Source organism: Hyphomonas sp. CY54-11-8 (assembly GCF_000682735.1).
Classification (GTDB): domain Bacteria; phylum Pseudomonadota; class Alphaproteobacteria; order Caulobacterales; family Hyphomonadaceae; genus Hyphomonas.
The window spans coordinates 1-21,589 of record NZ_AWFD01000012.1; the positions used below are offsets into that span (position 1 = coordinate 1).

Genomic DNA, 21,589 nt, shown 5'->3' on the forward strand with positions numbered 1-21,589 from the left:
AAGGAGAGGCCCGATGGGCAAGGCAAAGTTTGAGCGTAACAAGCCGCACGTGAACATCGGCACGATCGGCCACGTTGACCACGGCAAGACGACGCTGACGGCAGCGATCACGATGGTTCTGGCGGAAGTCGGCGGTGGTGAGAAGCGCTCGTATGAAGACATCGACTCGGCGCCGGAAGAGAAGGCTCGCGGTATCACGATCAACACCGCGCACGTGGAATACGAGACGGCCAACCGTCACTACGCCCACGTCGACTGCCCCGGACACGCTGACTATGTGAAGAACATGATCACCGGTGCTGCCCAGATGGACGGCGCGATCCTGGTTGTGAACGCAGCTGACGGCCCGATGCCGCAGACTCGCGAGCACATCCTTCTGGCCCGCCAGGTCGGCGTGCCGGCGCTGGTCGTGTTCCTGAACAAGGTTGACCAGGTCGACGACGAAGAGCTGCTCGAGCTCGTCGAGATGGAAGTGCGCGAACTTCTGTCGTCCTACGAATTCCCGGGCGACGACATTCCGATCATCGCCGGTTCGGCGCTGGCGGCTGTGGAAGGCCGTGACGATGCGATCGGCAAGGACAAGATCCTTGAGCTGATGGCGGCTGTCGACGAGTACATCCCGACGCCGGAGCGTCCGCTGGACAAGCCGTTCCTGATGCCGGTCGAAGACGTGTTCTCGATCTCCGGCCGCGGTACGGTTGTGACCGGCCGTGTGGAGCAGGGCATCATCAAGGTTGGCGAGGAAATCGAGATCGTCGGCATCCGCCCGACTGTGAAGACGACCTGTACGGGCGTTGAAATGTTCCGCAAGCTGCTCGACCAGGGCCAGGCTGGCGACAACATCGGCGCCCTGCTGCGTGGTGTGGACCGTGAAGGCGTTGAGCGCGGCCAGGTTCTGGCCAAGCCGGGCTCGATCACGCCGCACGCCAAGTTCGAAGCCGAGGCCTACATCCTGACCAAGGAAGAAGGCGGCCGTCACACGCCGTTCTTCACGAACTACCGTCCGCAGTTCTACTTCCGTACGACGGACGTGACGGGCATCGTGACGCTTCCGGCTGACAAGGAAATGGTCCTGCCGGGCGACAACGTGAAGATGGACGTCGAGCTGATCACCCCGATCGCCATGGACCAGGGCCTGCGCTTCGCGATCCGCGAAGGTGGCCGCACGGTCGGTGCCGGCGTCGTCTCGGCCATCAAGGACTAAGTCCTGAAGGCAAACGCCTCATAGAACCGAAAAGGCCGCCCAATCCGGGCGGCCTTTTTGCTTTGGAGTGGCTGTCCGGATCGCCGGATTACTTGCCCGGCTTTGGCAGGCGGATGAAAGAGGCCAGGAAGGCGGCAGCTGCGAGCTGGACGCTGATCGCGACGGAGGTCAGCGACAGGGAAAACCAGCGCAGGGTCGAATTGCCAACAATGTCGCCGAAACCGGAAGCGGCCCAGCCGGAGAAGGCAGCGCCTGCACCGGCGAGGCCCGCAAGACAAAGCACGGCTGCCAGCTGCAACTGACGCTCCAGCGTGAGGAAGGGCAAGATGCGATTGAGGTGCTTCGACTTCGGCAGGACGCCGAACTCACCAGCATAGACCCGGGTCAGCAACGAGAAGGTCAAAAGCTGGATGCCGAGGATCACCGAGAAGCAGGACGCGACAAGCGTCAGCAGGTCCAGCCGTATGCCGGCAATTTCCAGCGGACCGCCGATCAGGGCGGCAATGCCGACAAGGCCCGCGCCGAGCAGGGTCGAGCCCGGCACACCGAACAGCCATTTCGGGCTATGCAACAGAAGGAAGCGGAGATGGCGCCAGCCATCGCGCCATGTGCGCAGGTGAGGGGCCCGTGACCGGCCGTCCTGCGACAGGGTGGTCGGCACTTCGCGGATGTCGAGATCATTGAGGGACGCCTTCACCACCATCTCGCTGGCGAACTCCATGCCGGGACTCGAGAGTTTCAGGTCGCAAATGGCGTCGCGGTTGAAACCGCGCAGGCCGCAATGGAAGTCGCCGACCGGGATCTTGAAGAACAGGCGACCAATGAAGGACAGGACAGGGTTGCCGAGCATCCGGTGGAGGAAGGGCATCGCGCCGGGGGCGATGCCGCCCTGGAACCGGTTGCCCATGACCAGCTGGGCCCCTTCACGCAGTTCCCACACAAATGCGTCGAGACTGGAGAAATCATAGGAATCATCGGCGTCGCCCATGATGACATACTTGCCGCGGGCCGCACGGATCCCGCCGATCAGTGCTGCTCCATAGCCGCGTGCCGAAACTGGCTGAACCCGGGCGCCTTCTGCCTTGGCAATTTCGCGGGAGCCATCGGTGCTGCCATTGTCGGCGATGAGGACTTCGCCCTTGATTCCCGAGCGTTCGAGATAGTCGAGCGCCTTGCGGATGCAGGACGCGAGAGTTTCAGCCTCATTCAGGCACGGCATGAGGATGGTCAGCTCGAGATCCCGGGCTGTCTGGCCTTCGAATTCCGACCGCAGATGCTTCAGCAGTTCGAATGCGCCAACGCCCTCTGCCGGTTCCGGAGCGTGTTCCGGCCAGTTCGCTTCGATTTTTCTGACTGTATTCATTGTCTGCCCTGCCATCCTGTTTGTCCCGACCATCTCAGGAATCCGGAAAATTTCGGTGAAGATTGCTGGAAACGCCTGACGATTTCCTTGGAATCTCTTCGGATTCCGGTCCGGATCCGTTAACCACGTTCGGAACCTGCTTCACCCTTGCTTCCGGGCAGCAACATTGGCCGTGGGGAAGGGGGCGTCTGTGGGGGGTGCTAAACCGCCCGTGGCCACTGCAGATCAACAGCAAAAATAAGCGGGGCAGGAGTTGACGGCGCGGTGACTATCCCATAGACCGCCCACTTCGCCGGGATGGCAGCGCTTTTTATCAGCGAACGCTCCCTCGAAACAGACAATTCAATCCCACGGACGCCCGGGCGCATGCTGATTTGCCCACGGGCGGATGTGTTTTGTGCGGACGGACCGAGACGATGGAACGACAAAATATCCGGATCAGGCTGAAAGCCTTCGATCACCGCGCCCTCGACATGTCGGCGAAAGAGATCGTGAACACGGCAAAGCGCACGGGCGCTGAAGTCAAAGGCCCGATCCCGCTGCCGACACGTATCGAGCGCTTCACCGTGAACCGCTCGCCCCACATCGATAAGAAATCCCGCGAACAGTTCGAGATCCGCACGCACAAGCGCATCCTCGACATCGTGGACCCGACCCCGCAGACCGTCGATGCCCTCATGAAGCTCGACCTGTCCTCCGGCGTTGGTATCGAAATCAAGCTTGAGGGAGGCCGTTAATGGCTCTGCCAGCAGCCCGTACCGGCGTGCTTGCCCGCAAAGTCGGCATGACACGCGTATTCGATGACCAGGGTCGCCACGTCCCGGTGACCGTTCTGTCGCTCGACGGCTGTCAGGTCGTCGGCGTGCGCACGGAAGACGAGCGCACCGTCACCACCAAGAAAGGCGGCGAAGTCACCCGCACCGACGGCTACAAGGCTGTCATCATGGGTGTCGGCGACAAGAAGGCAAAGCGCACGACCAAGGCGCTGCGCGGCCAGTTCGCGAAAGCCGGCGTTGCGCCGAAGCGCAAACTGAAAGAATTCCGCGTCTCTGGCGACCTGCCGGAAGTTGGCGCGACTGTCCTTGCTGACCACTTTGCTGTTGGCCAGAAAGTCGACGTTGCTGCCCTGACGATCGGTAAAGGTTTCTCCGGTGCCATGAAGCGCTGGAACTTCGGCGGCCTGCGCGCCACCCACGGTGTCTCGATCTCTCACCGTTCCCACGGTTCAACTGGTGCAAACCAGGATCCGGGCCGCGTGTGGAAGGGCAAGAAGATGGCCGGTCACTACGGCGTTGAGCGCGTGACCACCCAGAACATCGAAGTCGTTCGTACGGACGTTGATCGTGGCCTGATCCTCGTGAAGGGCGCTGTCCCGGGTCACGATGGCGCGTTCGTCGAGCTCCGCGACGCTGTGAAGAAGGCTCCGCATGCCGATACGCCGGCGGCCGGTTCGTTCAAGGCCCCTGAAGGCACCACCAATCAAGAGAGCGCCGAATAATGGAACTCGCAGTCAAAACCCTGGCCGGCAAAGCTGCCGGCAATATCACGGTCGACGATGCGATCTTCGGTATCGACGAGATCCGCGACGACATCCTGCAGCGCACCGTTCGCTGGCAGCTCGCTCGCCGTCAGGCCGGTACGCACAAGACCAAGTCGCGTGGTGAAGTGAACCGCACGACCAAGAAGTACATCCGCCAGAAAGGTTCCGGCGGCGCACGTCACGGTTCGCGTAACGCTCCGATCTTCGTCGGTGGTGGTATTGCTCACGGCCCGCGCGTCCGCAGCCACGCCCATGACCTGCCGAAGAAGATCCGCAAGATGGCTCTGGCCCACGCGCTCTCTTCGAAAGTGAAGGGGGAGGCGATCCTCGTTCTGGACGAAGCCGTGCTGACCTCCGCCAAGACCAAGGAGCTGGCTGGCCAGTTCGCAGGTCTCGGTATCGAGAACGCGCTGATCATTTCGGGCTCTGCGGTTGACGAGAACTTCGCCAAGGCGGCTCGCAACATCCCGAACATCGACGTGCTGCCGGTTGCCGGTCTGAACGTTTACGACATTCTGCGCCGCAAGACGCTGGTCATCACCAAGGAAGCTGCCGAAGGTATCCAGGCACGCTTCGACGGATCGAAGGAGGCCTGATCGTCATGGCTGACGTGCAACCCCACCACTATGACGTCCTGCGCCGTCCTCTCATCACCGAGAAGTCGACGCTGGTCGCTGAGCACAACAAGATCGTGTTCGAAGTCGCCATCGATGCCGACAAGAAGCAGATCAAGGACGCTGTCGAGGCCCTGTTCAAGGTCGACGTGACCAAGGTCAACACGATCCTCCAGAAGGGCAAGACCAAGCGCTTCCGTGGCTATGCTGGTCGTCGCAACGACATCAAGAAAGCCATTGTGACGCTTGCTGAAGGCCAGTCTGTCGACATCACGACAGGCCTGTAAGCGGGAAGGACGAATATTATGGCACTGAAGACATTCAATCCGACTTCGCCCGGCCGCCGCCAGCTCGTTCTGGTCGACCGTTCCGAGCTCCACAAGGGCAAGCCGGTCAAGGCACTCACCGAGGGCCTGACCAAGAAGGGCGGACGTAACAACAAAGGCCGCATCACGGCACGCCGTATCGGCGGTGGCGCGAAGAAGCTGTACCGCAAGGTCGACTTCAAGCGTAACCGCTGGGACATTCCGGCGACCGTCGAGCGCCTTGAGTACGACCCGAACCGCACGGCCTTCATCGCGCTGATCAAGTATGAAGACGGCCAGCTGTCCTACATCATCGCGCCGCAGCGCCTGGAAGTCGGCGATACCGTCGTCACCTCCGCAACGGCTGACATCAAGCCGGGCAACACGCTGCCGCTGAAGAACATTCCGGTCGGTACGATCATTCACAACATCGAGCTGAAGCCGCAGAAGGGCGCCCAGATGGTCCGCTCCGCTGGCACCTACGCCCAGCTCGTTGGCCGTGACGGTGGTTATGCCCAGATCAAGCTCACCTCGGGCGAGCTTCGCATGGTGATGGACACCTGCCTGGCGACGGTCGGTGCTGTGTCCAACCCGGACAACATGAACCAGGTGCTCTCCAAGGCTGGCCGCAAGCGCCACCTCGGCAAGCGCCCGTCTGTCCGCGGTGTCGTGATGAACCCGGTCGACCACCCGCACGGTGGTGGTGAGGGTAAATCTTCCGGCGGCCGTCACCCGGTGACGCCGTGGGGTAAGAAGACCCGTGGTCCGAAGACCCGCAAGAACAAGGCTACGGATCGTCTGATCATCCGTCGCCGTAACGCGAAACGCTAACAGGAGCCACGAGACATGCCACGTTCTGTCTGGAAAGGCCCGTTCGTCGACGGCTACCTGCTGAAGAAGGCAGAGGAAGCCCGTTCCTCTGAGAAGCGCACCGTGATCAAGACCTGGTCGCGCCGCTCGACGATCATGCCCCAATTCGTTGGCCTGAATTTCCAGGTCCACAATGGCAACAAGTTCATTCCCGTCACCGTGTCGGAAGAGATGGTGGGTCACAAGTTCGGCGAATTCGCTCCGACCCGCACCTACTACGGCCACGGCGCGGACAAGAAAGCGAAGAGGAAGTAAGCCATGGGAAAGGCCAAGAATCCTCCGAAGCAGGCATCGAACGAAGCACGCGCTGTTCTGCGCATGTACCGTTCCAGCCCGCAGAAGCTGAACCTGCTGGCACAGCAGATCCGCGGCCTTCCGGTCGAGCGGGCTCTGGCGGAGCTGCAGTTCTCGCCGAAACGTCCGGCCAAGGATGTTCGCAAGCTGCTGCAGAGCGCGATCGCGAATGCTGAGAACAACCACAACCTCGACATCGACAGCCTGGTCGTTGCTGAGGCCCACGTTGGCAAGAACCTGGTGATGAAGCGTATCCGGGCCCGCGCCCGTGGCCGCGCGGCACCGATCCAGAAACCCTTTGCGCAGCTCACTATTGTGCTGCGTGACACGAGCATGGAAGCGGAGGCTGCCTGATGGGTCAGAAAGTTAATCCGATCGGCCTGCGTCTTGGTATCAACCGGACGTCTGACAGCCGCTGGTACGCAGACAGCGCCGATTATGGCCGTCTGCTGCATGAGGACATTGCGATCCGCAAGGAGATCCGCAAGCGCCTCAAGCAAGCCGGCATCTCGAAGATCATCATCGAGCGCCCGCACAAGAAATGCCTCATCACGATTCACACGGCTCGCCCGGGTCTCGTGATCGGCAAGAAGGGTGGGGACATCGAGACGCTCCGCAAGGACCTGTCGAAGATGACCGACGACGAAGTCCGCGTGAACCTCGTCGAGATCCGCAAGCCGGAAATCGACGCGACGCTGATCGCTGACGACATCGCCCGCCAGCTCGAGCGCCGGGCATCGTTCCGCCGCACGATGAAGCGCGCCATTCAGTCCGCGATGCGCCTCGGTGCAGACGGTGTGAAAATCATGGTTTCCGGCCGCCTTGGTGGCGCCGAAATCGCCCGCACCGAGAAGTATGCTGAAGGTTCCGTGCCGCTGCACACGCTGCGCGCCGACATCGACTACGGCACTGCCGAAGCCGAAACCACCTATGGCATCATCGGGATCAAGGTCTGGGTCTACAAAGGTGAGATCCTGGAGCACGACCCGATGGCACAGGACAAGCGCCTGGAATCGTCCGGCCAGTCCCGTGCACGTGCAAATGCTAACCAGCGCGGCCCGGCAACGGGCGCACAGACCGCCGGAGCATAGAGATGCGTCAACCGAAGCGAACCAAATTCCGCAAGGCCTTCAAGGGCCAGATCCGCGGGAACTCCAAGGCCGGTTTCTCGCTGGCATTCGGCGAGTTCGGCCTGAAGGCACTCGAGCCGGAACGCGTCACCGCGCGCCAGATCGAAGCAACCCGCCGGGCCATTACCCGCGAGATGAAGCGTCAGGGTAAGGTGTGGATCCGCGTTTTCCCGGATGTGCCGGTGTCGGCCAAGCCGATCGAGGTGCGTATGGGTAAAGGTAAGGGCTCCGTGGACCGTTGGGTCTCCCGCGTTGCCCCGGGCCGTATCCTGTTCGAGATCGACGGCGTGCCGGAAGACATTGCCCGCGAAGCCCTGCGCCTCGGTGCAGCCAAGCTTCCGATCAAAACCAAAATCATCAAGCGTATTGAGGGGATCTGATCATGGCTCGCAAGACCAAAGCACGCCTCGACGACTTGAAGGCGAAGTCGGCTGACCAGCTCAAGGACGATCTGGTCAAGCTCAAGAAGGAACAGTTCAACCTGCGTTTCCAGGCGGCTACCGGCCAGCTGGAAAAGACTTCCCGCGTTTCTGAAGTCCGCCGCGACATTGCTCGCGTGAAGACTCTGATGCGCGAGAAGGCTCAGGCAGGTCAGGCGTAAGGAGAGGGATCATGCCCAAGCGTATCATGGAAGGCGTCGTGGTCTCCGCCAAGCAGAACAAGACCGCAATTGTCCGCGTCGAACGGACTTTCACCCACCCGGTGATGAAAAAGATCGTTCGCCGCTCGAAGAAGTATCACGCTCACGACGAGGGCAATGTCGCCGTCGAAGGGCAGACAGTCACGATTCAAGAGTGCACGCCGAAGTCGAAGCTGAAGCGTTGGGAACTCGTTACCGGCGAAGGGAGTGACGCATGATCCAGATGCAGACCAACCTGCGGGTGGCTGACAACTCCGGCGCGCGCCGCGTCCAGTGCATCAAGGTGCTGGGTGGCGCAGGCCGTCGTTATGCCTCCGTCGGTGACGTGATCGTGGTCTCCGTGAAGGAAGCGATCCCGACCGGCCGCGTGAAGAAGGGTGACGTCCGCAAGGCCGTCGTCGTTCGCGTGGCAAAAGACATTAACCGCCCGGACGGCTCCACCATTCGTTTCGACACGAACGCTGCCGTCCTGATCAACAACAATGGCGAGCCGATCGGCACCCGTGTGTTCGGCCCGGTTCCGCGTGAACTGCGCGGCAAGAACCAGGTCAAGATCGCCAACATGGCCCCGGAGGTCTTGTAAGATGGCTGCGAAGATCAAAAAAGGCGACACGGTTGTCGTGATCGCTGGCCGCGACAAGGGCACCACGGGCGAAGTCCTGAAGGTGATCCCGGATGAGAACCGCGTCGTCGTGCGCGGCGTGAACGTTGTGAAGCGTCACCAGAAGCCGTCCCAGATGGATGCCGGCGGTCTGAAGACGTTCGAAGCACCGCTTCACGTCTCGAACGTGGCGCTCACCGATCCGCGCGATGGCAAGGCTGTCCGCGTGGGTTTCAAAACCGACGAGCATGGTCGCAAGACGCGCTATGCCAAACGCTCTGGGGAATCCATCGATGTCTAAGGCATACGAACCCCGTCTGAAGACGAAGTACCGCGAGCAGATCCGCACCAAGCTGCAGGATCAGTTCAACTACTCGAACCCGATGATGATCCCGAAACTGGACAAGGTCGTGATCAACATGGGCGTCGGCGAAGCCGTTGCGGACTCCAAGAAGATCAAGTCGGCCCTGGCCGAGCTTGAGCGGATCGCCGGTCAGAAGCCGGTCGCCACGAAGGCCCGCAAGTCGATCGCAGGCTTCAAGCTTCGCGAAGGCATGCTGATCGGCTGTAAGGTGACCCTGCGCCGCGACCGCATGTATGAATTCCTCGATCGTCTGACCAACATTGCCCTGCCGCGCGTGAAAGACTTCCGTGGTCTGAACGGCAAGAGCTTCGATGGTCGTGGCAACTACGCCATGGGTCTGAAGGAACACATCGTGTTCCCGGAGATCAATTACGACGAAGTCGATGACATCCGCGGTATGGACATCATCGTCTGCACCACCGCCGCAACGAACGAAGAAGCCAAGGCACTCCTCGCGGAGTGTGGCTTCCCGTTCCGCAACTAGCGCCCAGGAGACTGCTGATATGGCAAAGAAGAGCGCAATCGAGAAGAACGCGAAACGCCAGAAGCTGGTGGAGCGCTACGCTGAGAAGCGCGCGAAGCTGAAAGCGGCGGCGATGGATGAGAACCTGTCGCTGGAAGAGCGCTACAAGGCCCGCCTGAAACTGGCTGAGCTGCCGCGCAATTCTGCACCGAACCGTGTTCGTAATCGCTGCGAGGTGTCCGGGCGTCCGCGCGGTTACTATCGCAAACTTAAAATGTCGCGGATCGCGCTGCGCGAGCTTGGCTCGAACGGTCAGATCCCCGGCCTCGTGAAGTCCAGCTGGTAAGAGAGGAGGGTACACATGAACATTTCTGATCCCCTCGGCGATATGCTGACCCGCATCCGCAACGCTCAGATGCGCGGCATGTCTACAGTTGTCACTCCGGCTTCCAAGCTCCGGGGCCGCGTTCTGGAGGTTCTCCAGTCCGAAGGCTACATCCGTGGCTACACGGAAATCGAGAAAGACGGTCACAAGAACCTGGAAATCGAGCTCAAGTATTACGAAGGCCAGCCGGTCATCTCGGAGATCAAACGTGTCTCCAAGCCCGGCCGCCGCGTGTACTCTTCGGTCTCCGACATTCCGCTGGTGCGTAACGGCCTCGGCATCTCCATCCTTTCGACTTCGAAAGGTGTGATGTCCGATAACGTCGCCCGCGCCGAGAATGTCGGTGGCGAAGTGCTCTGCCGGGTCTTCTAGGAGAGCACCATGTCACGTATTGGAAAACTCCCGATTGAGATCCCAGCCGGCACCACGGTGACGGTCGAAGGACAGACGATCAAGGCAAAAGGCCCGAAGGGTGAACTCTCCCTGACGGTTGCCGAAGTCATCACGCCGAAACTGGAAGGCAATGAGCTGACCGTTTCGCCGCGCGAAGACATCATGAAGGCTGCCAACGATCGCATCGAAGCCGAGAAGGCCCGGGGCAAACGTCCTCCGACGCTCGCTCAGGCCATGGATCCGGTTGCCCGCACCCAGTGGGGCACTGCACGTTCGCGCGCTGCCAACATGGTTGAAGGCGTGTCGAAGGGTTACGAAAAGACGCTCGAACTGGTCGGCGTCGGTTATCGTGCCCAGATGCAGGGTAAAGATGTGAAACTGGCCCTCGGCTTCTCGCATGATGTGGTCTACGCGGCGCCTGAAGGCATCACGCTGTCTTCATCCAAGCCGACGGAAGTCGTCATTGCCGGCGCTGACAAGCAGGTTGTCGGCCAGGTAGCTTCCGAGATCCGCAAGTACCGCTCGCCGGAGCCTTACAAAGGCAAGGGTATCCGTTACGCGGGCGAATATGTCCGCCGTAAGGAAGGCAAGAAGAAGTAACGCCATGAAAAGCTCACGCGAAAAGATGCAGCGCCGCGCCCAGCGGGTCCGCACCAAGCTCCGGAAGGTCGCCGAAGGCCGTCCGCGTCTGTCGGTTGCGCGCAGCCACAAGAACATCTCCGCCCAGATCATCGACGACGAGAAGGGCATCACGCTCGCTTCGGCTTCGACGCTGGAAAAAGACGTTCTCGGCGGTGCCAAGACCGGCGCTGACACGTCCGCAGCTGCGCAGGTCGGCAAGATCCTGGCAGAGCGCGCCAAGAAAGCCGGTGTTGAAGACGTTGTCTTCGACCGCGGCGGCTACATGTTCCACGGCCGGGTGAAAGCCCTGGCAGACGCCGCCCGTGAGGGCGGTCTCAAATTCTAAGGAGAGGCCCTATGGCTGAAGAAAGAGGAAGAGGCCGCCGGAATCGCGATCGCGACGAGGAGCAGTCCGAATTCGTCGACAAGCTGGTTGGCATCAACCGCGTCGCAAAGACGGTGAAGGGTGGTAAGAACTTCGGTTTCGCAGCTCTCGTCGTTGTGGGTGACCAGAAGGGCCGCGCCGGCTTCGGCAAGGGGAAAGCCCGCGAAGTGCCGGAAGCCATCCGCAAGGCAACGGAAGAAGCCAAGCGCAACATGGTCCGCATCCCGCTGCGCGAAGGCCGCACGCTTCACCATGACGGCAAAGGCCGTTGGGGCGCTGGCAAGGTCGTGCTGCGCGCAGCCCCTCCCGGTACTGGTGTGATCGCCGGTGGTCCGATGCGTGCCGTGATGGAAGTGCTGGGCGTCCAGGACGTCGTCGGCAAGTCGATCGGCTCCTCGAACCCCTACAACATGGTTCGTGCAACGTTTGATGCTCTGAAGGAACAGGCCAGCCCGCGTTCCGTCGCTTCCAAGCGTGGCCTGAAAGTTCAGGACGTGGTTGGACGCCGCACCGATGGTGCGTCGGAAGCCGGCGTCGTTGAAGCCTGAGCCTAGGGAAGGGTAACGACATGTCGAAATCCAAGCTTACCGTCCGCCAGACCGGCAGCCCGATCGGCCGCAAGCCCGAACAGCGTCAGACGCTGGTTGGCCTCGGCCTGAACAAGGTTGGCCGGACCAAGGAACTCGAAGACACTCCGGCTGTGCGCGGCATGATCCGCAAAGTGGCCCACCTGGTCGAGGTGGTCGGCGAATAAGGCCTCCGTGCCACATCGCCGCCGCCCCAACCATCAAGACGTATCGGAAGATAGAACGATGAAACTCAACGAACTGTCCCCCGCTGAAGGCTCCACCAAGCAGCGCATGCGCATTGGCCGCGGCGTCGGCTCGGGCAAAGGCAAAACGGGTGGCCGCGGTGTTAAAGGTCAGAAGGCCCGTTCCGGCGTTGCCATCAATGGCTTCGAAGGCGGCCAGATGCCGATCTACATGCGCCTGCCGAAGCGGGGCTTCACTCCGCGCGGCCAGAAGACGATGTCCTGGGTCAACCTGGGCCGCGTCACCAAGGCGGTCGAAGCCGGCAAACTGGACGCTTCCAATGTGACGGAAGAAACGCTGGTCGCTTCCGGCCTCGTGCGCAACGTCCGTGACGGCGTTCGCCTGCTGGCCAAGGGCGCTGCCCCGAAAAACCTCAACATCACAGTGACCGGTGCCTCCAAGGCTGCCATCGAAGCCGTTGAAAAGGCTGGCGGCAAGGTGACGGTTACGGGTGCCGCGAAAGACACGGCTGCAGAATAAACAGCGGTTTTTACCCGGAACCCCTTCACAAACACCGTGACGCCGCCGATTTTGGCGGCGCACGCATTTTCAGGGAGATCGAGCGTCGATGGCCAATGCCGCAGAACAGATGGCTCGCAATGTAAATCTGGGAACCTTTGCCAAGGCCAAGGACCTCCAGAACCGCATCCTGTTTACTCTGGGCATGTTGCTGCTCTACCGGCTCGGCACATTCGTCCCGATTCCGGGCCTCGACCCGATCGCTTATGCCTCGATCTTCGAAAGCCAGTCCGGCGGCCTGCTGGGCAACATGAACATGTTTGCCGGCGGGGCAGTGGAGCGGATGGGCATCTTCGCCCTGAACGTGATGCCGTACATTACTGCCTCCATCATCATCCAGATGATGACCCAGGCCTCCCCGACGCTTGAGAAGCTGAAGAAGGAAGGCGAAGCCGGCCGCAAGCAGATAAACCAGTATACCCGCTACCTGACGCTGGCATTTGCGCTGGTTCAGTCCTTCGCGATCTCATCCGGCCTGTCGCATGTCCGGATCGATGGCATCGCCGGGCCGTTCTTCATCCTTACCGGTGTGGTGACCCTCACGGGCGGCACGATGCTGCTGATGTGGATGGGTGAGCAGATCACCGCCCGCGGCATCGGCAACGGCGTCTCACTGATCATCTTCGCCGGCATCGTGGCCGAGCTGCCCAAGGCGATCGTGAACCTGATCAGCCAGGCGCGTGCGACCTCGGTGAACGTGGTGTTCGTCATCGCGATTGCGGCCATGGTGATCGCTCTGGTCGTGTTCATCGTGTTCATGGAGCGGTCGCAGCGGCGGTTGCTGATTCAGTATCCGAAACGGCAGCAGGCGCATGGTGTGGCGCAGGGGCAGAAGAGCTTCCTGCCGCTGAAGATCAACACTGCGGGTGTGATTCCCCCGATCTTTGCTTCGGCCCTGCTGATGCTGCCGCTCACCGTTGTGGGCTTCATGGGCGGCAATGCGGCCGGTGCAGCGACGGACACGGAAGTGAATGGCATTCTTTCCTGGCTCGCTGCGAACTTCTCAGCCGGCACCTGGACGCACATCATCTCCTATTGTGTGCTCGTGATCTTCTTCACCTTCTTCTACACCTCGATCATGTTTAATCCCGAGGAAACGGCGGATAACCTCCGGAAATATGGCGGTTTTATCCCGGGCATCCGGCCGGGCTCCAACACGGCAGCCTACTTCGACTACGTCCTGACTCGCCTCACCGTGATCGGTGCGCTGTATTTGACCTTTGTCTGTGTTCTGCCCGAACTGCTTCGGCGTTATTACCCCGAGATCCCGTTTTACATCGGGGGTACGTCGCTGCTGATCGTGGTGTCGGTGACAATGGACACCGTGACGCAGATACAGTCGCATTTGATTGCGCATCAATATGAAGGCATGATCAAGAAGTCGAAGCTCGGGGGCCGGAAGAAATGAATCTAATACTGTTCGGGCCGCCTGCGGCCGGGAAAGGTACGCAGGCGAAACGCTTGGTTGAGGAGCGCGGTTTCATCCAGCTCTCCACAGGCGACATGCTGCGCGCCGCTCGCGCATCAGGCTCTGAACTGGGCCAGCGCGTTGCGACAATCATGGATGAAGGCGGCCTCGTTTCCGACGAGATCGTGATCGCCCTGATCGACGAACAGCTGACCGCCAACAAGGGGGCTGCCGGCTTCATTTTTGATGGATTCCCGCGCACGGTCGGTCAGGCCGGCGCCCTGGACGAGCTGCTGAAGTCCCGTGGCACCGAAGTGAACCGGGTTATCCGTCTGGTCGTCGATGACGAGCAGCTTCTGGCGCGCGTCACGAAGCGTTTTGAAGAGCAGGGGCGCAAGGACGACAATCCGGAAACCTTCTCGAAACGTCTTGAGAAATACTATGAGGACACAGCGCCTCTGGTGCCGATTTACGCTGAGCGGAGCATCCTGACGGAAGTCGACGGGATGGCCGCGATCGACGAGGTCGCAAAGCAGATCGACGCTGCGCTGAAAGAGACGGCATAAAGCTGGGATTCCGCTGTTGACGCGTTAATTTCCACGGCTATAAGCCTCCATTCTTAGCTTAAGGCTTAATCGCCGGCGCGCGAGGCGGACCGTATTCCGGCTCGGCGCGCTTTTAATGTTTGAACAGTCCGCTTGAGGAGAACCGGCATTGGCCCGTATTGCAGGCGTAAATATCCCGACCAATAAGCGCGTCGTCATTGCGCTGCGGTACATCCATGGCATTGGTCCGGCCTTCGCACAGGAAATCTGCGAAAAGGTGGGCGTCGACGCATCTCGCCGCGTGAACGAACTGACCGACGCTGAGGTCATCAAGATCCGCGAAACGATCGACGCCGATTACATGGTCGAGGGTGATCTGCGCCGTGACACGTCCATGAACATCAAGCGCCTGATGGACCTTGGCTGCTACCGTGGCCTTCGCCATCGCCGTAAGCTGCCGGTTCGCGGTCAGCGGACGCACACCAACGCCCGTACCCGCAAGGGTCCGGCCAAGCCGATCGCCGGCAAGAAGAAGTAAGGGGTAGTTCGTCATGGCTCGTGAGACGACCCGCGTCCGCCGCAAGGAACGCAAGAACATCACCTCGGGTGTTGTTCATGTGAACTCCAGCTTCAACAACACGATGGTCACCATCACCGACGCACAGGGGAATACCATCTCCTGGTCTTCGTCGGGTACGATGGGCTTCAAGGGTTCGCGCAAGTCGACCCCGTATGCTGCCCAGATGGCGGCAGAAGATGCTGCCAAGAAGGCCATGGAGCATGGCCTGCAAACCGTCGAGGTTCTCGTCCGTGGTCCGGGTTCGGGCCGTGAGAGCGCGCTTCGTGCCCTTCAGGCTGCTGGCCTGACGGTTACGGCGATCAGCGACACGACGCCGATCCCGCACAATGGGTGCCGCCCGCCGAAACGCCGCCGCGTCTAAACGGATTGAACCTTCCCGGTGGCGCGACCATATCGCGCCGCCATCCGCTTTTTGAGGATCGCCACACATGGCCGAGAACACCGCCGTCAACGACCGTAACTGGAAAGAACTGATCCGCCCGAACCGCCCTGTGGTTCAGGCTGGATACGACCCGAAGCGCAAGGCGAAGCTCGTGATCGAGCCGCTGGAGCGTGGCTATGGTACGACGCTGGGCAACGCCCTGCGCCGCGTGCTGCTGTCCTCGCTGCAAGGGGCTGCCATCATTGGCGTCCAGATCGACAACGTCGTTCACGAATTCTCCGCCATTCCGGGCGTGCGTGAAGACGTCACCACGATCGTCCTGAACCTGAAGCAAGTCGCCATCTTCATGGAAAGCGACACCACCAAGCGCATGGTCCTGAAAGCGACCGGCCCGGGTGAAGTGAAAGCTGGCCAGATCGAGACCTCGGGCGATACGAAGATCCTCAACCCCGATCACGTGATCTGTACCCTCGATGACGGCGCTGAAGTCCGCATGGAATTCACCGTTGCTACCGGCAAGGGGTATGTCCCGGCCGAGGCACACCGTCCGGAAGACGCCCCGATCGGCTATATCCCGATTGACGCGATCTATTCACCGGTCCGCCGCGTCGGCTACCAGGTGGAAGACACGCGTGAAGGCACGAAGCTGGACTTCGACAAGCTGACCCTCGACATCGAAACCGATGGCTCGGTCACGCCGGAAGATTCCGTCGCTTACGCCGCTCGCATCCTGCAGGACCAGCTGCAGCTCTTCATCAACTTCGAAGAGCCGACGCTGGAAGCCGGCACCCAGACGGAAGAAACCGACCTCGGCTTCAACCCGGTCCTCCTCAAGAAGGTGGACGAGCTGGAACTGTCCGTGCGTTCGGCAAACTGCCTGAAGAACGACAACATTGTTTACATCGGTGACCTGATCCAGAAGTCGGAAGCGGAAATGCTGCGTACCCCGAACTTCGGCCGCAAGTCGCTGAACGAAATCAAGGAAGTCCTCGCTGGTCTTGGCCTGCACCTCGGCATGGAAGTGCCGGATTGGCCGCCGGAAGACATCGAAGGCCTTGCCAAGAAATACGACGACCACCTCTAGGACCCGAAAACAGCCGGGGGCCTGACCACCTCCTGTAAGGATTGAAACCATGCGCCATCGCCTTGGATACCGCAAACTGAACAAGACGACTTCGCACCGCAAGGCGATGTTCGCCAACATGGCCGCAAGCCTGATCGAGCATGAGCAGATCGTTACGACGCTGCCCAAAGCGAAGGAAATGGCGCCGCTGATGGACAAGCTGGTGACCCTGGCCAAGAAGGGCGATCTTGCTGCCCGCCGTCAGGCTCTCTCCAAGGTCCGCGACGAAGAGGCTGTCCGCAAGCTGTTCGACGTGTTCGGCGACCGCTACAAGGACCGCAACGGCGGCTACACCCGCGTGCTGAAAGCCGGCTTCCGCCATGGCGACAACGCACCGGTTGCTGTCCTGGAAATGGTCGACCGGGATGAGTCCGCCAAAGGCGCCGCCGACAAGGCCCGCCACGAGGCTGAACTCGAAGCCGGCGAATAATCCGCGCAAAGAATTTTCCGCAAGAAAATCAAAGAGCCCCGGAGTTTTCCTCCGGGGCTTTTTGTTTTTGCGGTTGACGCTTTTTCTCCGATCCATCATACGGCGCCTCCACTCAGCAGCGGAGAGTTCCGATGAATTATCGGTTCCCAAGTCAGACACGGAAGGACGGCGCCTTGGTTCAAGGACGCGATCCGTTCCGCATGGAGGTTGCTGGATAGGGCTGATGGTCAGCCCGATGGCCTGAAGGTCATATGCCGCCCTCCGCGCGTTCCGCCCGGAGGGTTTTCTTTTCTCTCTCACCCAAAGGGATTCGCGCGGAGGGCTTGTCAGGAGGAGTCTGCGGGCAGCAGACTGCGAGAAGATGAGTGAGTTTGAAGTGTTCGAGACCTTCGCCGGGGGCCGTATCAAGGCCTGGGTAAAAGGCGTGCCGCTCGAAGAGGCCGCACGTGAGCAGCTGGAAAATGTTGCCGGGCTGCCGTTCGTGCACTCGCACCTTGCCGTCATGCCTGACGTGCATTTCGGGCGCGGCGCGACGGTCGGCTCCGTCATTCCGACGAAAGGCGCGATTATTCCGGCCGCTGTCGGGGTCGACATCGGCTGCGGGATGATGGCGGTACGCACCAGCCTGACATCGAACGACCTGCCGGACAGCCTCTCGGCCGTCCGCAGCGAGATCGAGCGGAAGGTGCCGGTTGGCAACGGACCGGGCGGGAACCACAAGGATACCCCGTCGCGTGCGGCCTCGGCCCTGCGCCGGTCCGGGCTCGACGAGCGGCTCGAGGCGATCCTGGTGAAGCACAAGCGCATCCAGCGCACGAAGTTTGCGACGCAGCTCGGCACGCTCGGTGGCGGGAACCATTTCATCGAACTTTGCCTCGATGAGGTGGACCGTGTCTGGGTCATGCTCCATTCCGGTTCGCGCGGGACGGGCAACATCCTCGGCACCTATTTCATCCAGGAAGCCCGCGAGGCGCTGGAGAAGCGGGTGCTCGGCTATCACGTGCCGGACAAGGATCTCGCCTTCTTCGTGGAAGGCGAGGAGTTGTTCGACGACTATGTCATGGCTGTCGGCTGGGCGCAGGACTATGCGCGCCTCAACCGCGAGGTGATGATGGACCGTGTACTGATCGCCCTGCGTGATCTGCTCCCGGCCTTCACGCTCGGCAAGATGGCTGTGAACTGCCACCACAATTATGTGGAGCGGGAACACCATTTCGGCGCTGATGTCTGGGTCACCCGCAAGGGCGCCGTGCGCGCCGGCGCGGGGGAGTTTGGCATCATTCCGGGCTCGATGGGGGCGAAATCCTTCATCGTGCGCGGAAAGGGCCATGCGGAGTCGTTCTGCTCGTGCTCACATGGGGCAGGGCGGACCATGTCGCGTGCCGAGGCCAAGCGCACCTTCACGGTGGATGATCACCTCGCCGCAACGGCGGGTGTAGAATGCCGCAAGGACGCGGGCGTCATCGACGAAACGCCGATGGCCTACAAGGACATCGACGCCGTCATGGCCGCCCAGTCGGACCTTGTGGACATCGTCCACACGCTGAAACAGGTCGTGTGTGTCAAAGGCTGATCGAATAATTTTCGGCGCAGCCTTGACAGTTAACTGTGGCTCGTCTTATACGCCTCCTTCTTCTTGAGCAGCCATCCGGATACGGATGGCTGCTCAAACCAAACAACGGACCAAACAGATGAAGCACGGTTGTACAGCAACAATCCTGCTCCTCAGTCGATGGGGAGCGCAGTCAGCGTCCCCCGCGCGTTTGCCGGTGGGCGCCTGACCTCAAATTTTTCTGACTTCAATCTGTCCGTGCCCGGCATCCTGGTCGGCGGACGATCTGGAAGGAGGTGGATCATGGGCAATCCCATGACCCGGCGCCCTGTGCGGCCACTCGGCCGTACCGGTGCCATGACGCCCTTGCTGCGGTTCCTTGCTGGAACGCACGCAGAAGCACTGGCCATCGTATGGCCTGCGCCGCATGCGGGTTTTCTGGCCCTGCCGTCCGCCCGCCGCCACGCGGCGGCGATCCTGCTTGCTCGTGATCTCGAACTGAACGAGATCGCCCGTCTTGTGGAATTTGGACGCGACGGGGATGTTGCGAAACATCTCATGCATGGCCAGGCAGCTGGCGGACTGATGAAGTCGCTGTCCCGGCTGGGCGAGACCCTGTGGGAGGCATCCGACTATAATCTGTTCCTGTCCCTGTTCTCCGAGGAGAACACGGCGCAGGTGCTTCGGCACACGGACGAGATTCGTCCGGAACAGCTTCATCTGATCCGCAGGCTGCCGGTCCTGCTCCGGGTGCCGAAAATTCTTCGGCATATCCCGGACAGTAAGGGCGCTGTCGATGACCTGGCCGAAGCGTTCCGACTTGCCGTGCGCATGCGCGGCAAGGATCAGGCGGCGTCGGTTGCCCGCCGGTGGGAGCGGGCTGCATCGTCCGAACGCCTGTTCGACATGGCGGCGGAAGACCTGCAGCCCGTCCACTTCGGCAACATGCTGGCCCCGCCGGACCTGCCGACTGCCTTCTTCCGGGTCGGCGACAGGAAAACGCTGGAACAGGTCGCGCTGGAATTCCGCAATTGCCTGCGGGATTTCACCAGCGACATCGCGGCCGGGCATATGGCGGTCTACGTCCTGCGTGATGGCGTGGAACGGGCCGTCCTGGCCCTGCGCCGGGATACGGCTGGCTGGCGGCTCGCCGAGGCGAAAGGCAAGGACAATTCGGACCTGCGCGAGGAAACGCTCCGGTTCATTGTCGATGCCGTGGAACGGGCAGGCGGGCGGACAGGCGAGTCCAGCTGGGTTCTTGCCCGCCGGCTGCATGAGCATGTGTGCGACCGTTGCGGTCCGGCGCATGTCCCGGTGCGGGAAACCTGGGAAGAACGGTTGATGCTGGGCTCTCTCTGGGACTGATCCGGGCGCCCGAAGGGAGGCGCCTCTCCGGAAACGGGGAGGCGTCTTCTCACGGAAGTATCTTGTACAGTCCGGAATTGCGGATAGGCTCAGCGCCGCCTATCGGAGCATTCCCCCATGATATTCGACCGTATCAAGCCGCTCGACGCCATCCTTGCGACTGCGGAAAAGAAGTCCCTGCACAGATCCCTCGGCGCCTTCCAGCTGACCATGCTCGGCATCGGCGCGGTGATCGGGACAGGCATTTTCGTGCTGACCGCCGCGGCGGCCCAGAAGGCCGGACCGGGCATGATGTTCTCTTTCGTCATCGCCGGGTTCGTCTGCGCGGTGGCGGCCCTTTGTTATTCAGAGCTCGCCTCCATGGTGCCTGTGTCGGGCTCTGCCTATACCTACACCTATGCCGTGATGGGGGAGCTGCTGGCCTGGATGGTCGGCTGGGCGCTGATCCTCGAATATGCCGTGGCAGCCTCGGCCGTGTGTGTCGGCTGGTCCGGGTACGTCATGGGCCTCGTCGAGAACTTAACCGGGTTCACCTTACCCGCGGCGCTCAGTAGCGGCCCGGCCTGGGGCTTTGCAGGCGGCATTCCGAGCGTCGACTTCAGCCATGGCGTGGTGAACCTGCCGGCCATCGTGGTGGCGGCCGTCGTCACGTGGCTGCTGGTCATCGGCACCAGCGAAAGCGCCTCGGTGAATGCCGTGCTCGTCGCCATCAAGGTCACGGCCCTTACGGCCTTCATCGTGCTGAGTTTACCGATCCTGAAGGGAGAGAACTTCACGCCGCTGATGCCAACGGGCCTCCTCGGCCATGACGGCCTCGGCGTCGTCGGAGCGGCGGCGACCATCTTTTTTGCCTATGTCGGCTTCGATGCAGTTTCGACAGCTGCGGAAGAGACCAAGAACCCGCAGCGCAATGTACCGATCGGACTGCTCGGCTCTCTGGCCATCTGTACCGTGTTTTATTTCCTCGTGGCAGCGGGTGTGGTCGGCACGGTTGGGGCCCAGCCGGTGCGCGATGCCGCCGGCGCGGTCCTGCCACCGGATGGGGCAGGTTTTGCCGCGCGCTGCGCCGAACTCCGGGCGGTGGGCGAGGCCCCCATCGTCTGTTCGGACGAGGCGCTCGCCGAAACGCTCCGCACCATCGGCTTCCCGGTGATCGGCAACCTTGTCGGCCTCGCGGCCTCCATCGCGCTGCCTTCGGTGATCCTGATGATGATCTATGGCCAGACGCGGATCTTCTTCGTCATGGCCCGCGACGGCCTGCTGCCCGAAAACCTCGCCGATGTGCACCCGAAGTTCAGGACACCGTGGAAGATGACCATCTTCACCGGTATCTGCGTGGCCATTGCGGCGGCCTTCTTCCCGGTTGGCCAGCTGGCGGACATTTCGAACTCCGGCACGCTGTTCGCCTTCTTCATGGTGGCGATTGCGGTGATGATGCTGCGTCGGACGGATCCGGACCGGTTCCGCCCGTTCCGCACGCCGTTTGTCTGGATCATCGCGCCGATCGCCGCGATCGGTTGTCTTGGCCTCTATCTGAACCTGCCCTTCGTGGCGAAAATGGTTCTGCCGGTCTGGGGTGCCATCGGGCTCGCGATCTATTTCTTCTACAGCCGCAAACGCAGCCATGTCGGCCTTGGCCTGATCGAAGTACACGAGGAAGATTCCGACGTACCGCCCTCGGCGGCGCCGCCGATCTGACGG

The 21,589-nt window shown here is 61.4% G+C and carries 32 protein-coding genes; 31 read left to right on the top strand and 1 reads right to left on the bottom strand.

The genetic code is table 11. From position 1 onward, the window contains the following. The first annotated feature begins 13 nt into the window (after positions 1 to 13). The gene (tuf, locus tag HY17_RS08410) at positions 14 to 1,204 is read left to right on the top strand and encodes an elongation factor Tu (RefSeq protein ID WP_034765806.1); all 1,191 of its coding nucleotides are present in this window, start codon (positions 14 to 16) and stop codon (positions 1,202 to 1,204) included. Between the two features lie 88 nt (positions 1,205 to 1,292). Here tuf and HY17_RS08415 read toward each other — a convergent pair whose 3' ends face one another. Next, positions 1,293 to 2,567: a glycosyltransferase family 2 protein gene (locus tag HY17_RS08415; protein WP_081813054.1), complete on the bottom strand. Its 1,275-nt coding sequence runs from the start codon at positions 2,565 to 2,567 to the stop codon at positions 1,293 to 1,295. Positions 2,568 to 2,983: 416 nt separating this feature from the next. Between HY17_RS08415 and rpsJ the strand changes: the two genes are divergently transcribed. The 30 genes from rpsJ to HY17_RS08565 all read left to right on the top strand — a co-directional run bounded on the left by rpsJ (position 2,984) and on the right by HY17_RS08565 (position 21,586). Further along, positions 2,984 to 3,304, top strand: coding sequence for a 30S ribosomal protein S10 (gene rpsJ / locus HY17_RS08420; RefSeq protein ID WP_034765807.1), 321 nt, complete (start codon positions 2,984 to 2,986; stop codon positions 3,302 to 3,304). Then, on the top strand, positions 3,304 to 4,065 hold the full coding sequence (gene rplC / locus HY17_RS08425) for a 50S ribosomal protein L3 (RefSeq protein WP_034765808.1): 762 nt from the start codon (positions 3,304 to 3,306) through the stop codon (positions 4,063 to 4,065). Before rpsJ ends, rplC begins: the two co-directional genes overlap by 1 nt. After that, a complete protein-coding gene (rplD, locus tag HY17_RS08430) occupies positions 4,065 to 4,703 on the top strand; it encodes a 50S ribosomal protein L4 (RefSeq protein ID WP_034765809.1) in 639 nt (212 codons plus the stop codon). Before rplC ends, rplD begins: the two co-directional genes overlap by 1 nt. A gap of 5 nt (positions 4,704 to 4,708) precedes the next feature. After that, entirely contained in the window at positions 4,709 to 5,008 is a 300-nt protein-coding gene (locus HY17_RS08435) for a 50S ribosomal protein L23 (RefSeq protein ID WP_034765810.1), read from the top strand. An 18-nt stretch (positions 5,009 to 5,026) separates the two neighbouring features. Then, positions 5,027 to 5,857: a 50S ribosomal protein L2 gene (rplB, locus tag HY17_RS08440; protein ID WP_034765811.1), complete on the top strand. Its 831-nt coding sequence runs from the start codon at positions 5,027 to 5,029 to the stop codon at positions 5,855 to 5,857. Between the two features lie 15 nt (positions 5,858 to 5,872). Then, positions 5,873 to 6,151 (top strand): 30S ribosomal protein S19, encoded by a 279-nt coding sequence (gene rpsS / locus HY17_RS08445; RefSeq protein ID WP_034765812.1) that lies wholly within the window; start codon positions 5,873 to 5,875, stop codon positions 6,149 to 6,151. 3 nt (positions 6,152 to 6,154) lie between these two features. Continuing rightward, positions 6,155 to 6,544 carry a 50S ribosomal protein L22 gene (gene rplV, locus HY17_RS08450; RefSeq protein ID WP_034765813.1) on the top strand — a complete coding sequence of 130 codons (390 nt, stop codon included), beginning with the start codon at positions 6,155 to 6,157 and terminating at the stop codon, positions 6,542 to 6,544. Continuing rightward, the gene (rpsC, locus tag HY17_RS08455) at positions 6,544 to 7,281 is read left to right on the top strand and encodes a 30S ribosomal protein S3 (RefSeq protein WP_034765814.1); all 738 of its coding nucleotides are present in this window, start codon (positions 6,544 to 6,546) and stop codon (positions 7,279 to 7,281) included. Before rplV ends, rpsC begins: the two co-directional genes overlap by 1 nt. 2 nt (positions 7,282 to 7,283) lie before the next feature. Next, on the top strand, positions 7,284 to 7,700 hold the full coding sequence (rplP, locus tag HY17_RS08460) for a 50S ribosomal protein L16 (RefSeq protein WP_034765815.1): 417 nt from the start codon (positions 7,284 to 7,286) through the stop codon (positions 7,698 to 7,700). A 2-nt stretch (positions 7,701 to 7,702) separates the two neighbouring features. Continuing rightward, positions 7,703 to 7,921, top strand: a complete 219-nt coding sequence (gene rpmC / locus HY17_RS08465) for a 50S ribosomal protein L29 (RefSeq protein WP_034765816.1) — start codon at positions 7,703 to 7,705, stop codon at positions 7,919 to 7,921. Between the two features lie 11 nt (positions 7,922 to 7,932). Continuing rightward, entirely contained in the window at positions 7,933 to 8,178 is a 246-nt protein-coding gene (gene rpsQ / locus HY17_RS08470) for a 30S ribosomal protein S17 (RefSeq protein WP_034765817.1), read from the top strand. Then, positions 8,175 to 8,543, top strand: coding sequence for a 50S ribosomal protein L14 (gene rplN / locus HY17_RS08475; protein ID WP_034765820.1), 369 nt, complete (start codon positions 8,175 to 8,177; stop codon positions 8,541 to 8,543). The genes rpsQ and rplN overlap by 4 nt, the downstream gene beginning before the upstream one ends. Before the next feature lies 1 nt (position 8,544). After that, positions 8,545 to 8,862, top strand: a complete 318-nt coding sequence (gene rplX / locus HY17_RS08480; RefSeq protein WP_034765822.1) for a 50S ribosomal protein L24 — start codon at positions 8,545 to 8,547, stop codon at positions 8,860 to 8,862. Continuing rightward, entirely contained in the window at positions 8,855 to 9,409 is a 555-nt protein-coding gene (gene rplE, locus HY17_RS08485; RefSeq protein WP_034765825.1) for a 50S ribosomal protein L5, read from the top strand. The genes rplX and rplE overlap by 8 nt, the downstream gene beginning before the upstream one ends. 19 nt (positions 9,410 to 9,428) lie before the next feature. Next, on the top strand, positions 9,429 to 9,734 hold the full coding sequence (rpsN, locus tag HY17_RS08490) for a 30S ribosomal protein S14 (protein WP_034765827.1): 306 nt from the start codon (positions 9,429 to 9,431) through the stop codon (positions 9,732 to 9,734). Between the two features lie 15 nt (positions 9,735 to 9,749). After that, positions 9,750 to 10,145 carry a 30S ribosomal protein S8 gene (rpsH, locus tag HY17_RS08495; protein ID WP_034765830.1) on the top strand — a complete coding sequence of 132 codons (396 nt, stop codon included), beginning with the start codon at positions 9,750 to 9,752 and terminating at the stop codon, positions 10,143 to 10,145. 9 nt (positions 10,146 to 10,154) lie between these two features. Continuing rightward, a complete protein-coding gene (gene rplF / locus HY17_RS08500) occupies positions 10,155 to 10,766 on the top strand; it encodes a 50S ribosomal protein L6 (RefSeq protein WP_034765833.1) in 612 nt (203 codons plus the stop codon). A gap of 4 nt (positions 10,767 to 10,770) precedes the next feature. Further along, positions 10,771 to 11,133, top strand: coding sequence for a 50S ribosomal protein L18 (rplR, locus tag HY17_RS08505; protein ID WP_034765836.1), 363 nt, complete (start codon positions 10,771 to 10,773; stop codon positions 11,131 to 11,133). Between the two features lie 11 nt (positions 11,134 to 11,144). Next, positions 11,145 to 11,720: a 30S ribosomal protein S5 gene (gene rpsE, locus HY17_RS08510; protein ID WP_034765838.1), complete on the top strand. Its 576-nt coding sequence runs from the start codon at positions 11,145 to 11,147 to the stop codon at positions 11,718 to 11,720. A 20-nt stretch (positions 11,721 to 11,740) separates the two neighbouring features. Continuing rightward, positions 11,741 to 11,926, top strand: a complete 186-nt coding sequence (gene rpmD, locus HY17_RS08515; RefSeq protein WP_034765840.1) for a 50S ribosomal protein L30 — start codon at positions 11,741 to 11,743, stop codon at positions 11,924 to 11,926. A 58-nt stretch (positions 11,927 to 11,984) separates the two neighbouring features. Next, entirely contained in the window at positions 11,985 to 12,464 is a 480-nt protein-coding gene (rplO, locus tag HY17_RS08520; RefSeq protein WP_034765841.1) for a 50S ribosomal protein L15, read from the top strand. Between the two features lie 88 nt (positions 12,465 to 12,552). Continuing rightward, positions 12,553 to 13,911 carry a preprotein translocase subunit SecY gene (gene secY, locus HY17_RS08525; protein ID WP_034765843.1) on the top strand — a complete coding sequence of 453 codons (1,359 nt, stop codon included), beginning with the start codon at positions 12,553 to 12,555 and terminating at the stop codon, positions 13,909 to 13,911. Beyond that, entirely contained in the window at positions 13,908 to 14,477 is a 570-nt protein-coding gene (locus HY17_RS08530; protein WP_034765846.1) for an adenylate kinase, read from the top strand. Before secY ends, HY17_RS08530 begins: the two co-directional genes overlap by 4 nt. A 148-nt stretch (positions 14,478 to 14,625) precedes the next feature. Beyond that, positions 14,626 to 14,994 (top strand): 30S ribosomal protein S13, encoded by a 369-nt coding sequence (gene rpsM / locus HY17_RS08535; protein WP_034765849.1) that lies wholly within the window; start codon positions 14,626 to 14,628, stop codon positions 14,992 to 14,994. A gap of 13 nt (positions 14,995 to 15,007) precedes the next feature. Beyond that, complete coding sequence (rpsK, locus tag HY17_RS08540) at positions 15,008 to 15,397, top strand: 30S ribosomal protein S11 (RefSeq protein ID WP_034765851.1); 390 nt, start codon at positions 15,008 to 15,010, stop codon at positions 15,395 to 15,397. Between the two features lie 67 nt (positions 15,398 to 15,464). Continuing rightward, positions 15,465 to 16,502, top strand: a complete 1,038-nt coding sequence (locus tag HY17_RS08545; RefSeq protein WP_034765854.1) for a DNA-directed RNA polymerase subunit alpha — start codon at positions 15,465 to 15,467, stop codon at positions 16,500 to 16,502. Positions 16,503 to 16,551: 49 nt separating this feature from the next. Then, the gene (gene rplQ, locus HY17_RS08550) at positions 16,552 to 16,971 is read left to right on the top strand and encodes a 50S ribosomal protein L17 (RefSeq protein WP_034765855.1); all 420 of its coding nucleotides are present in this window, start codon (positions 16,552 to 16,554) and stop codon (positions 16,969 to 16,971) included. 361 nt (positions 16,972 to 17,332) lie between these two features. Then, positions 17,333 to 18,544 (top strand): RtcB family protein, encoded by a 1,212-nt coding sequence (locus HY17_RS08555; protein WP_034765856.1) that lies wholly within the window; start codon positions 17,333 to 17,335, stop codon positions 18,542 to 18,544. Between the two features lie 282 nt (positions 18,545 to 18,826). After that, entirely contained in the window at positions 18,827 to 19,888 is a 1,062-nt protein-coding gene (locus HY17_RS08560; RefSeq protein ID WP_034765857.1) for a hypothetical protein, read from the top strand. Between the two features lie 117 nt (positions 19,889 to 20,005). Beyond that, on the top strand, positions 20,006 to 21,586 hold the full coding sequence (locus HY17_RS08565; RefSeq protein ID WP_034765858.1) for an amino acid permease: 1,581 nt from the start codon (positions 20,006 to 20,008) through the stop codon (positions 21,584 to 21,586). Positions 21,587 to 21,589 lie beyond the last annotated feature (3 nt).

What these genes read in the sequence shown, in the direction of transcription:
- HY17_RS08415 (WP_081813054.1), bottom strand. Translation starts at nt 2,567, where the DNA reads ATGAATACAGTCAGAAAAATCGAAGCGAACTGGCCGGAACACGCTCCG.
- rplF (WP_034765833.1), top strand. Translation starts at nt 10,155, where the DNA reads ATGTCACGTATTGGAAAACTCCCGATTGAGATCCCAGCCGGCACCACG.
- rpmC (WP_034765816.1), top strand. Translation starts at nt 7,703, where the DNA reads ATGGCTCGCAAGACCAAAGCACGCCTCGACGACTTGAAGGCGAAGTCG.
- HY17_RS08545 (WP_034765854.1), top strand. Translation starts at nt 15,465, where the DNA reads ATGGCCGAGAACACCGCCGTCAACGACCGTAACTGGAAAGAACTGATC.
- rplO (WP_034765841.1), top strand. Translation starts at nt 11,985, where the DNA reads ATGAAACTCAACGAACTGTCCCCCGCTGAAGGCTCCACCAAGCAGCGC.
- rpsQ (WP_034765817.1), top strand. Translation starts at nt 7,933, where the DNA reads ATGCCCAAGCGTATCATGGAAGGCGTCGTGGTCTCCGCCAAGCAGAAC.
- HY17_RS08555 (WP_034765856.1), top strand. Translation starts at nt 17,333, where the DNA reads ATGAGTGAGTTTGAAGTGTTCGAGACCTTCGCCGGGGGCCGTATCAAG.
- rplP (WP_034765815.1), top strand. Translation starts at nt 7,284, where the DNA reads ATGCGTCAACCGAAGCGAACCAAATTCCGCAAGGCCTTCAAGGGCCAG.
- secY (WP_034765843.1), top strand. Translation starts at nt 12,553, where the DNA reads ATGGCCAATGCCGCAGAACAGATGGCTCGCAATGTAAATCTGGGAACC.
- rplB (WP_034765811.1), top strand. Translation starts at nt 5,027, where the DNA reads ATGGCACTGAAGACATTCAATCCGACTTCGCCCGGCCGCCGCCAGCTC.
- rpsH (WP_034765830.1), top strand. Translation starts at nt 9,750, where the DNA reads ATGAACATTTCTGATCCCCTCGGCGATATGCTGACCCGCATCCGCAAC.
- rpsK (WP_034765851.1), top strand. Translation starts at nt 15,008, where the DNA reads ATGGCTCGTGAGACGACCCGCGTCCGCCGCAAGGAACGCAAGAACATC.
- rpmD (WP_034765840.1), top strand. Translation starts at nt 11,741, where the DNA reads ATGTCGAAATCCAAGCTTACCGTCCGCCAGACCGGCAGCCCGATCGGC.
- rplV (WP_034765813.1), top strand. Translation starts at nt 6,155, where the DNA reads ATGGGAAAGGCCAAGAATCCTCCGAAGCAGGCATCGAACGAAGCACGC.
- rplD (WP_034765809.1), top strand. Translation starts at nt 4,065, where the DNA reads ATGGAACTCGCAGTCAAAACCCTGGCCGGCAAAGCTGCCGGCAATATC.
- rplX (WP_034765822.1), top strand. Translation starts at nt 8,545, where the DNA reads ATGGCTGCGAAGATCAAAAAAGGCGACACGGTTGTCGTGATCGCTGGC.
- HY17_RS08435 (WP_034765810.1), top strand. Translation starts at nt 4,709, where the DNA reads ATGGCTGACGTGCAACCCCACCACTATGACGTCCTGCGCCGTCCTCTC.
- rplQ (WP_034765855.1), top strand. Translation starts at nt 16,552, where the DNA reads ATGCGCCATCGCCTTGGATACCGCAAACTGAACAAGACGACTTCGCAC.
- HY17_RS08530 (WP_034765846.1), top strand. Translation starts at nt 13,908, where the DNA reads ATGAATCTAATACTGTTCGGGCCGCCTGCGGCCGGGAAAGGTACGCAG.
- rplC (WP_034765808.1), top strand. Translation starts at nt 3,304, where the DNA reads ATGGCTCTGCCAGCAGCCCGTACCGGCGTGCTTGCCCGCAAAGTCGGC.
- rpsC (WP_034765814.1), top strand. Translation starts at nt 6,544, where the DNA reads ATGGGTCAGAAAGTTAATCCGATCGGCCTGCGTCTTGGTATCAACCGG.
- HY17_RS08560 (WP_034765857.1), top strand. Translation starts at nt 18,827, where the DNA reads ATGGGCAATCCCATGACCCGGCGCCCTGTGCGGCCACTCGGCCGTACC.
- rpsN (WP_034765827.1), top strand. Translation starts at nt 9,429, where the DNA reads ATGGCAAAGAAGAGCGCAATCGAGAAGAACGCGAAACGCCAGAAGCTG.
- rplE (WP_034765825.1), top strand. Translation starts at nt 8,855, where the DNA reads ATGTCTAAGGCATACGAACCCCGTCTGAAGACGAAGTACCGCGAGCAG.
- rpsE (WP_034765838.1), top strand. Translation starts at nt 11,145, where the DNA reads ATGGCTGAAGAAAGAGGAAGAGGCCGCCGGAATCGCGATCGCGACGAG.
- rpsS (WP_034765812.1), top strand. Translation starts at nt 5,873, where the DNA reads ATGCCACGTTCTGTCTGGAAAGGCCCGTTCGTCGACGGCTACCTGCTG.
- tuf (WP_034765806.1), top strand. Translation starts at nt 14, where the DNA reads ATGGGCAAGGCAAAGTTTGAGCGTAACAAGCCGCACGTGAACATCGGC.
- rplN (WP_034765820.1), top strand. Translation starts at nt 8,175, where the DNA reads ATGATCCAGATGCAGACCAACCTGCGGGTGGCTGACAACTCCGGCGCG.
- rpsJ (WP_034765807.1), top strand. Translation starts at nt 2,984, where the DNA reads ATGGAACGACAAAATATCCGGATCAGGCTGAAAGCCTTCGATCACCGC.
- HY17_RS08565 (WP_034765858.1), top strand. Translation starts at nt 20,006, where the DNA reads ATGATATTCGACCGTATCAAGCCGCTCGACGCCATCCTTGCGACTGCG.
- rplR (WP_034765836.1), top strand. Translation starts at nt 10,771, where the DNA reads ATGAAAAGCTCACGCGAAAAGATGCAGCGCCGCGCCCAGCGGGTCCGC.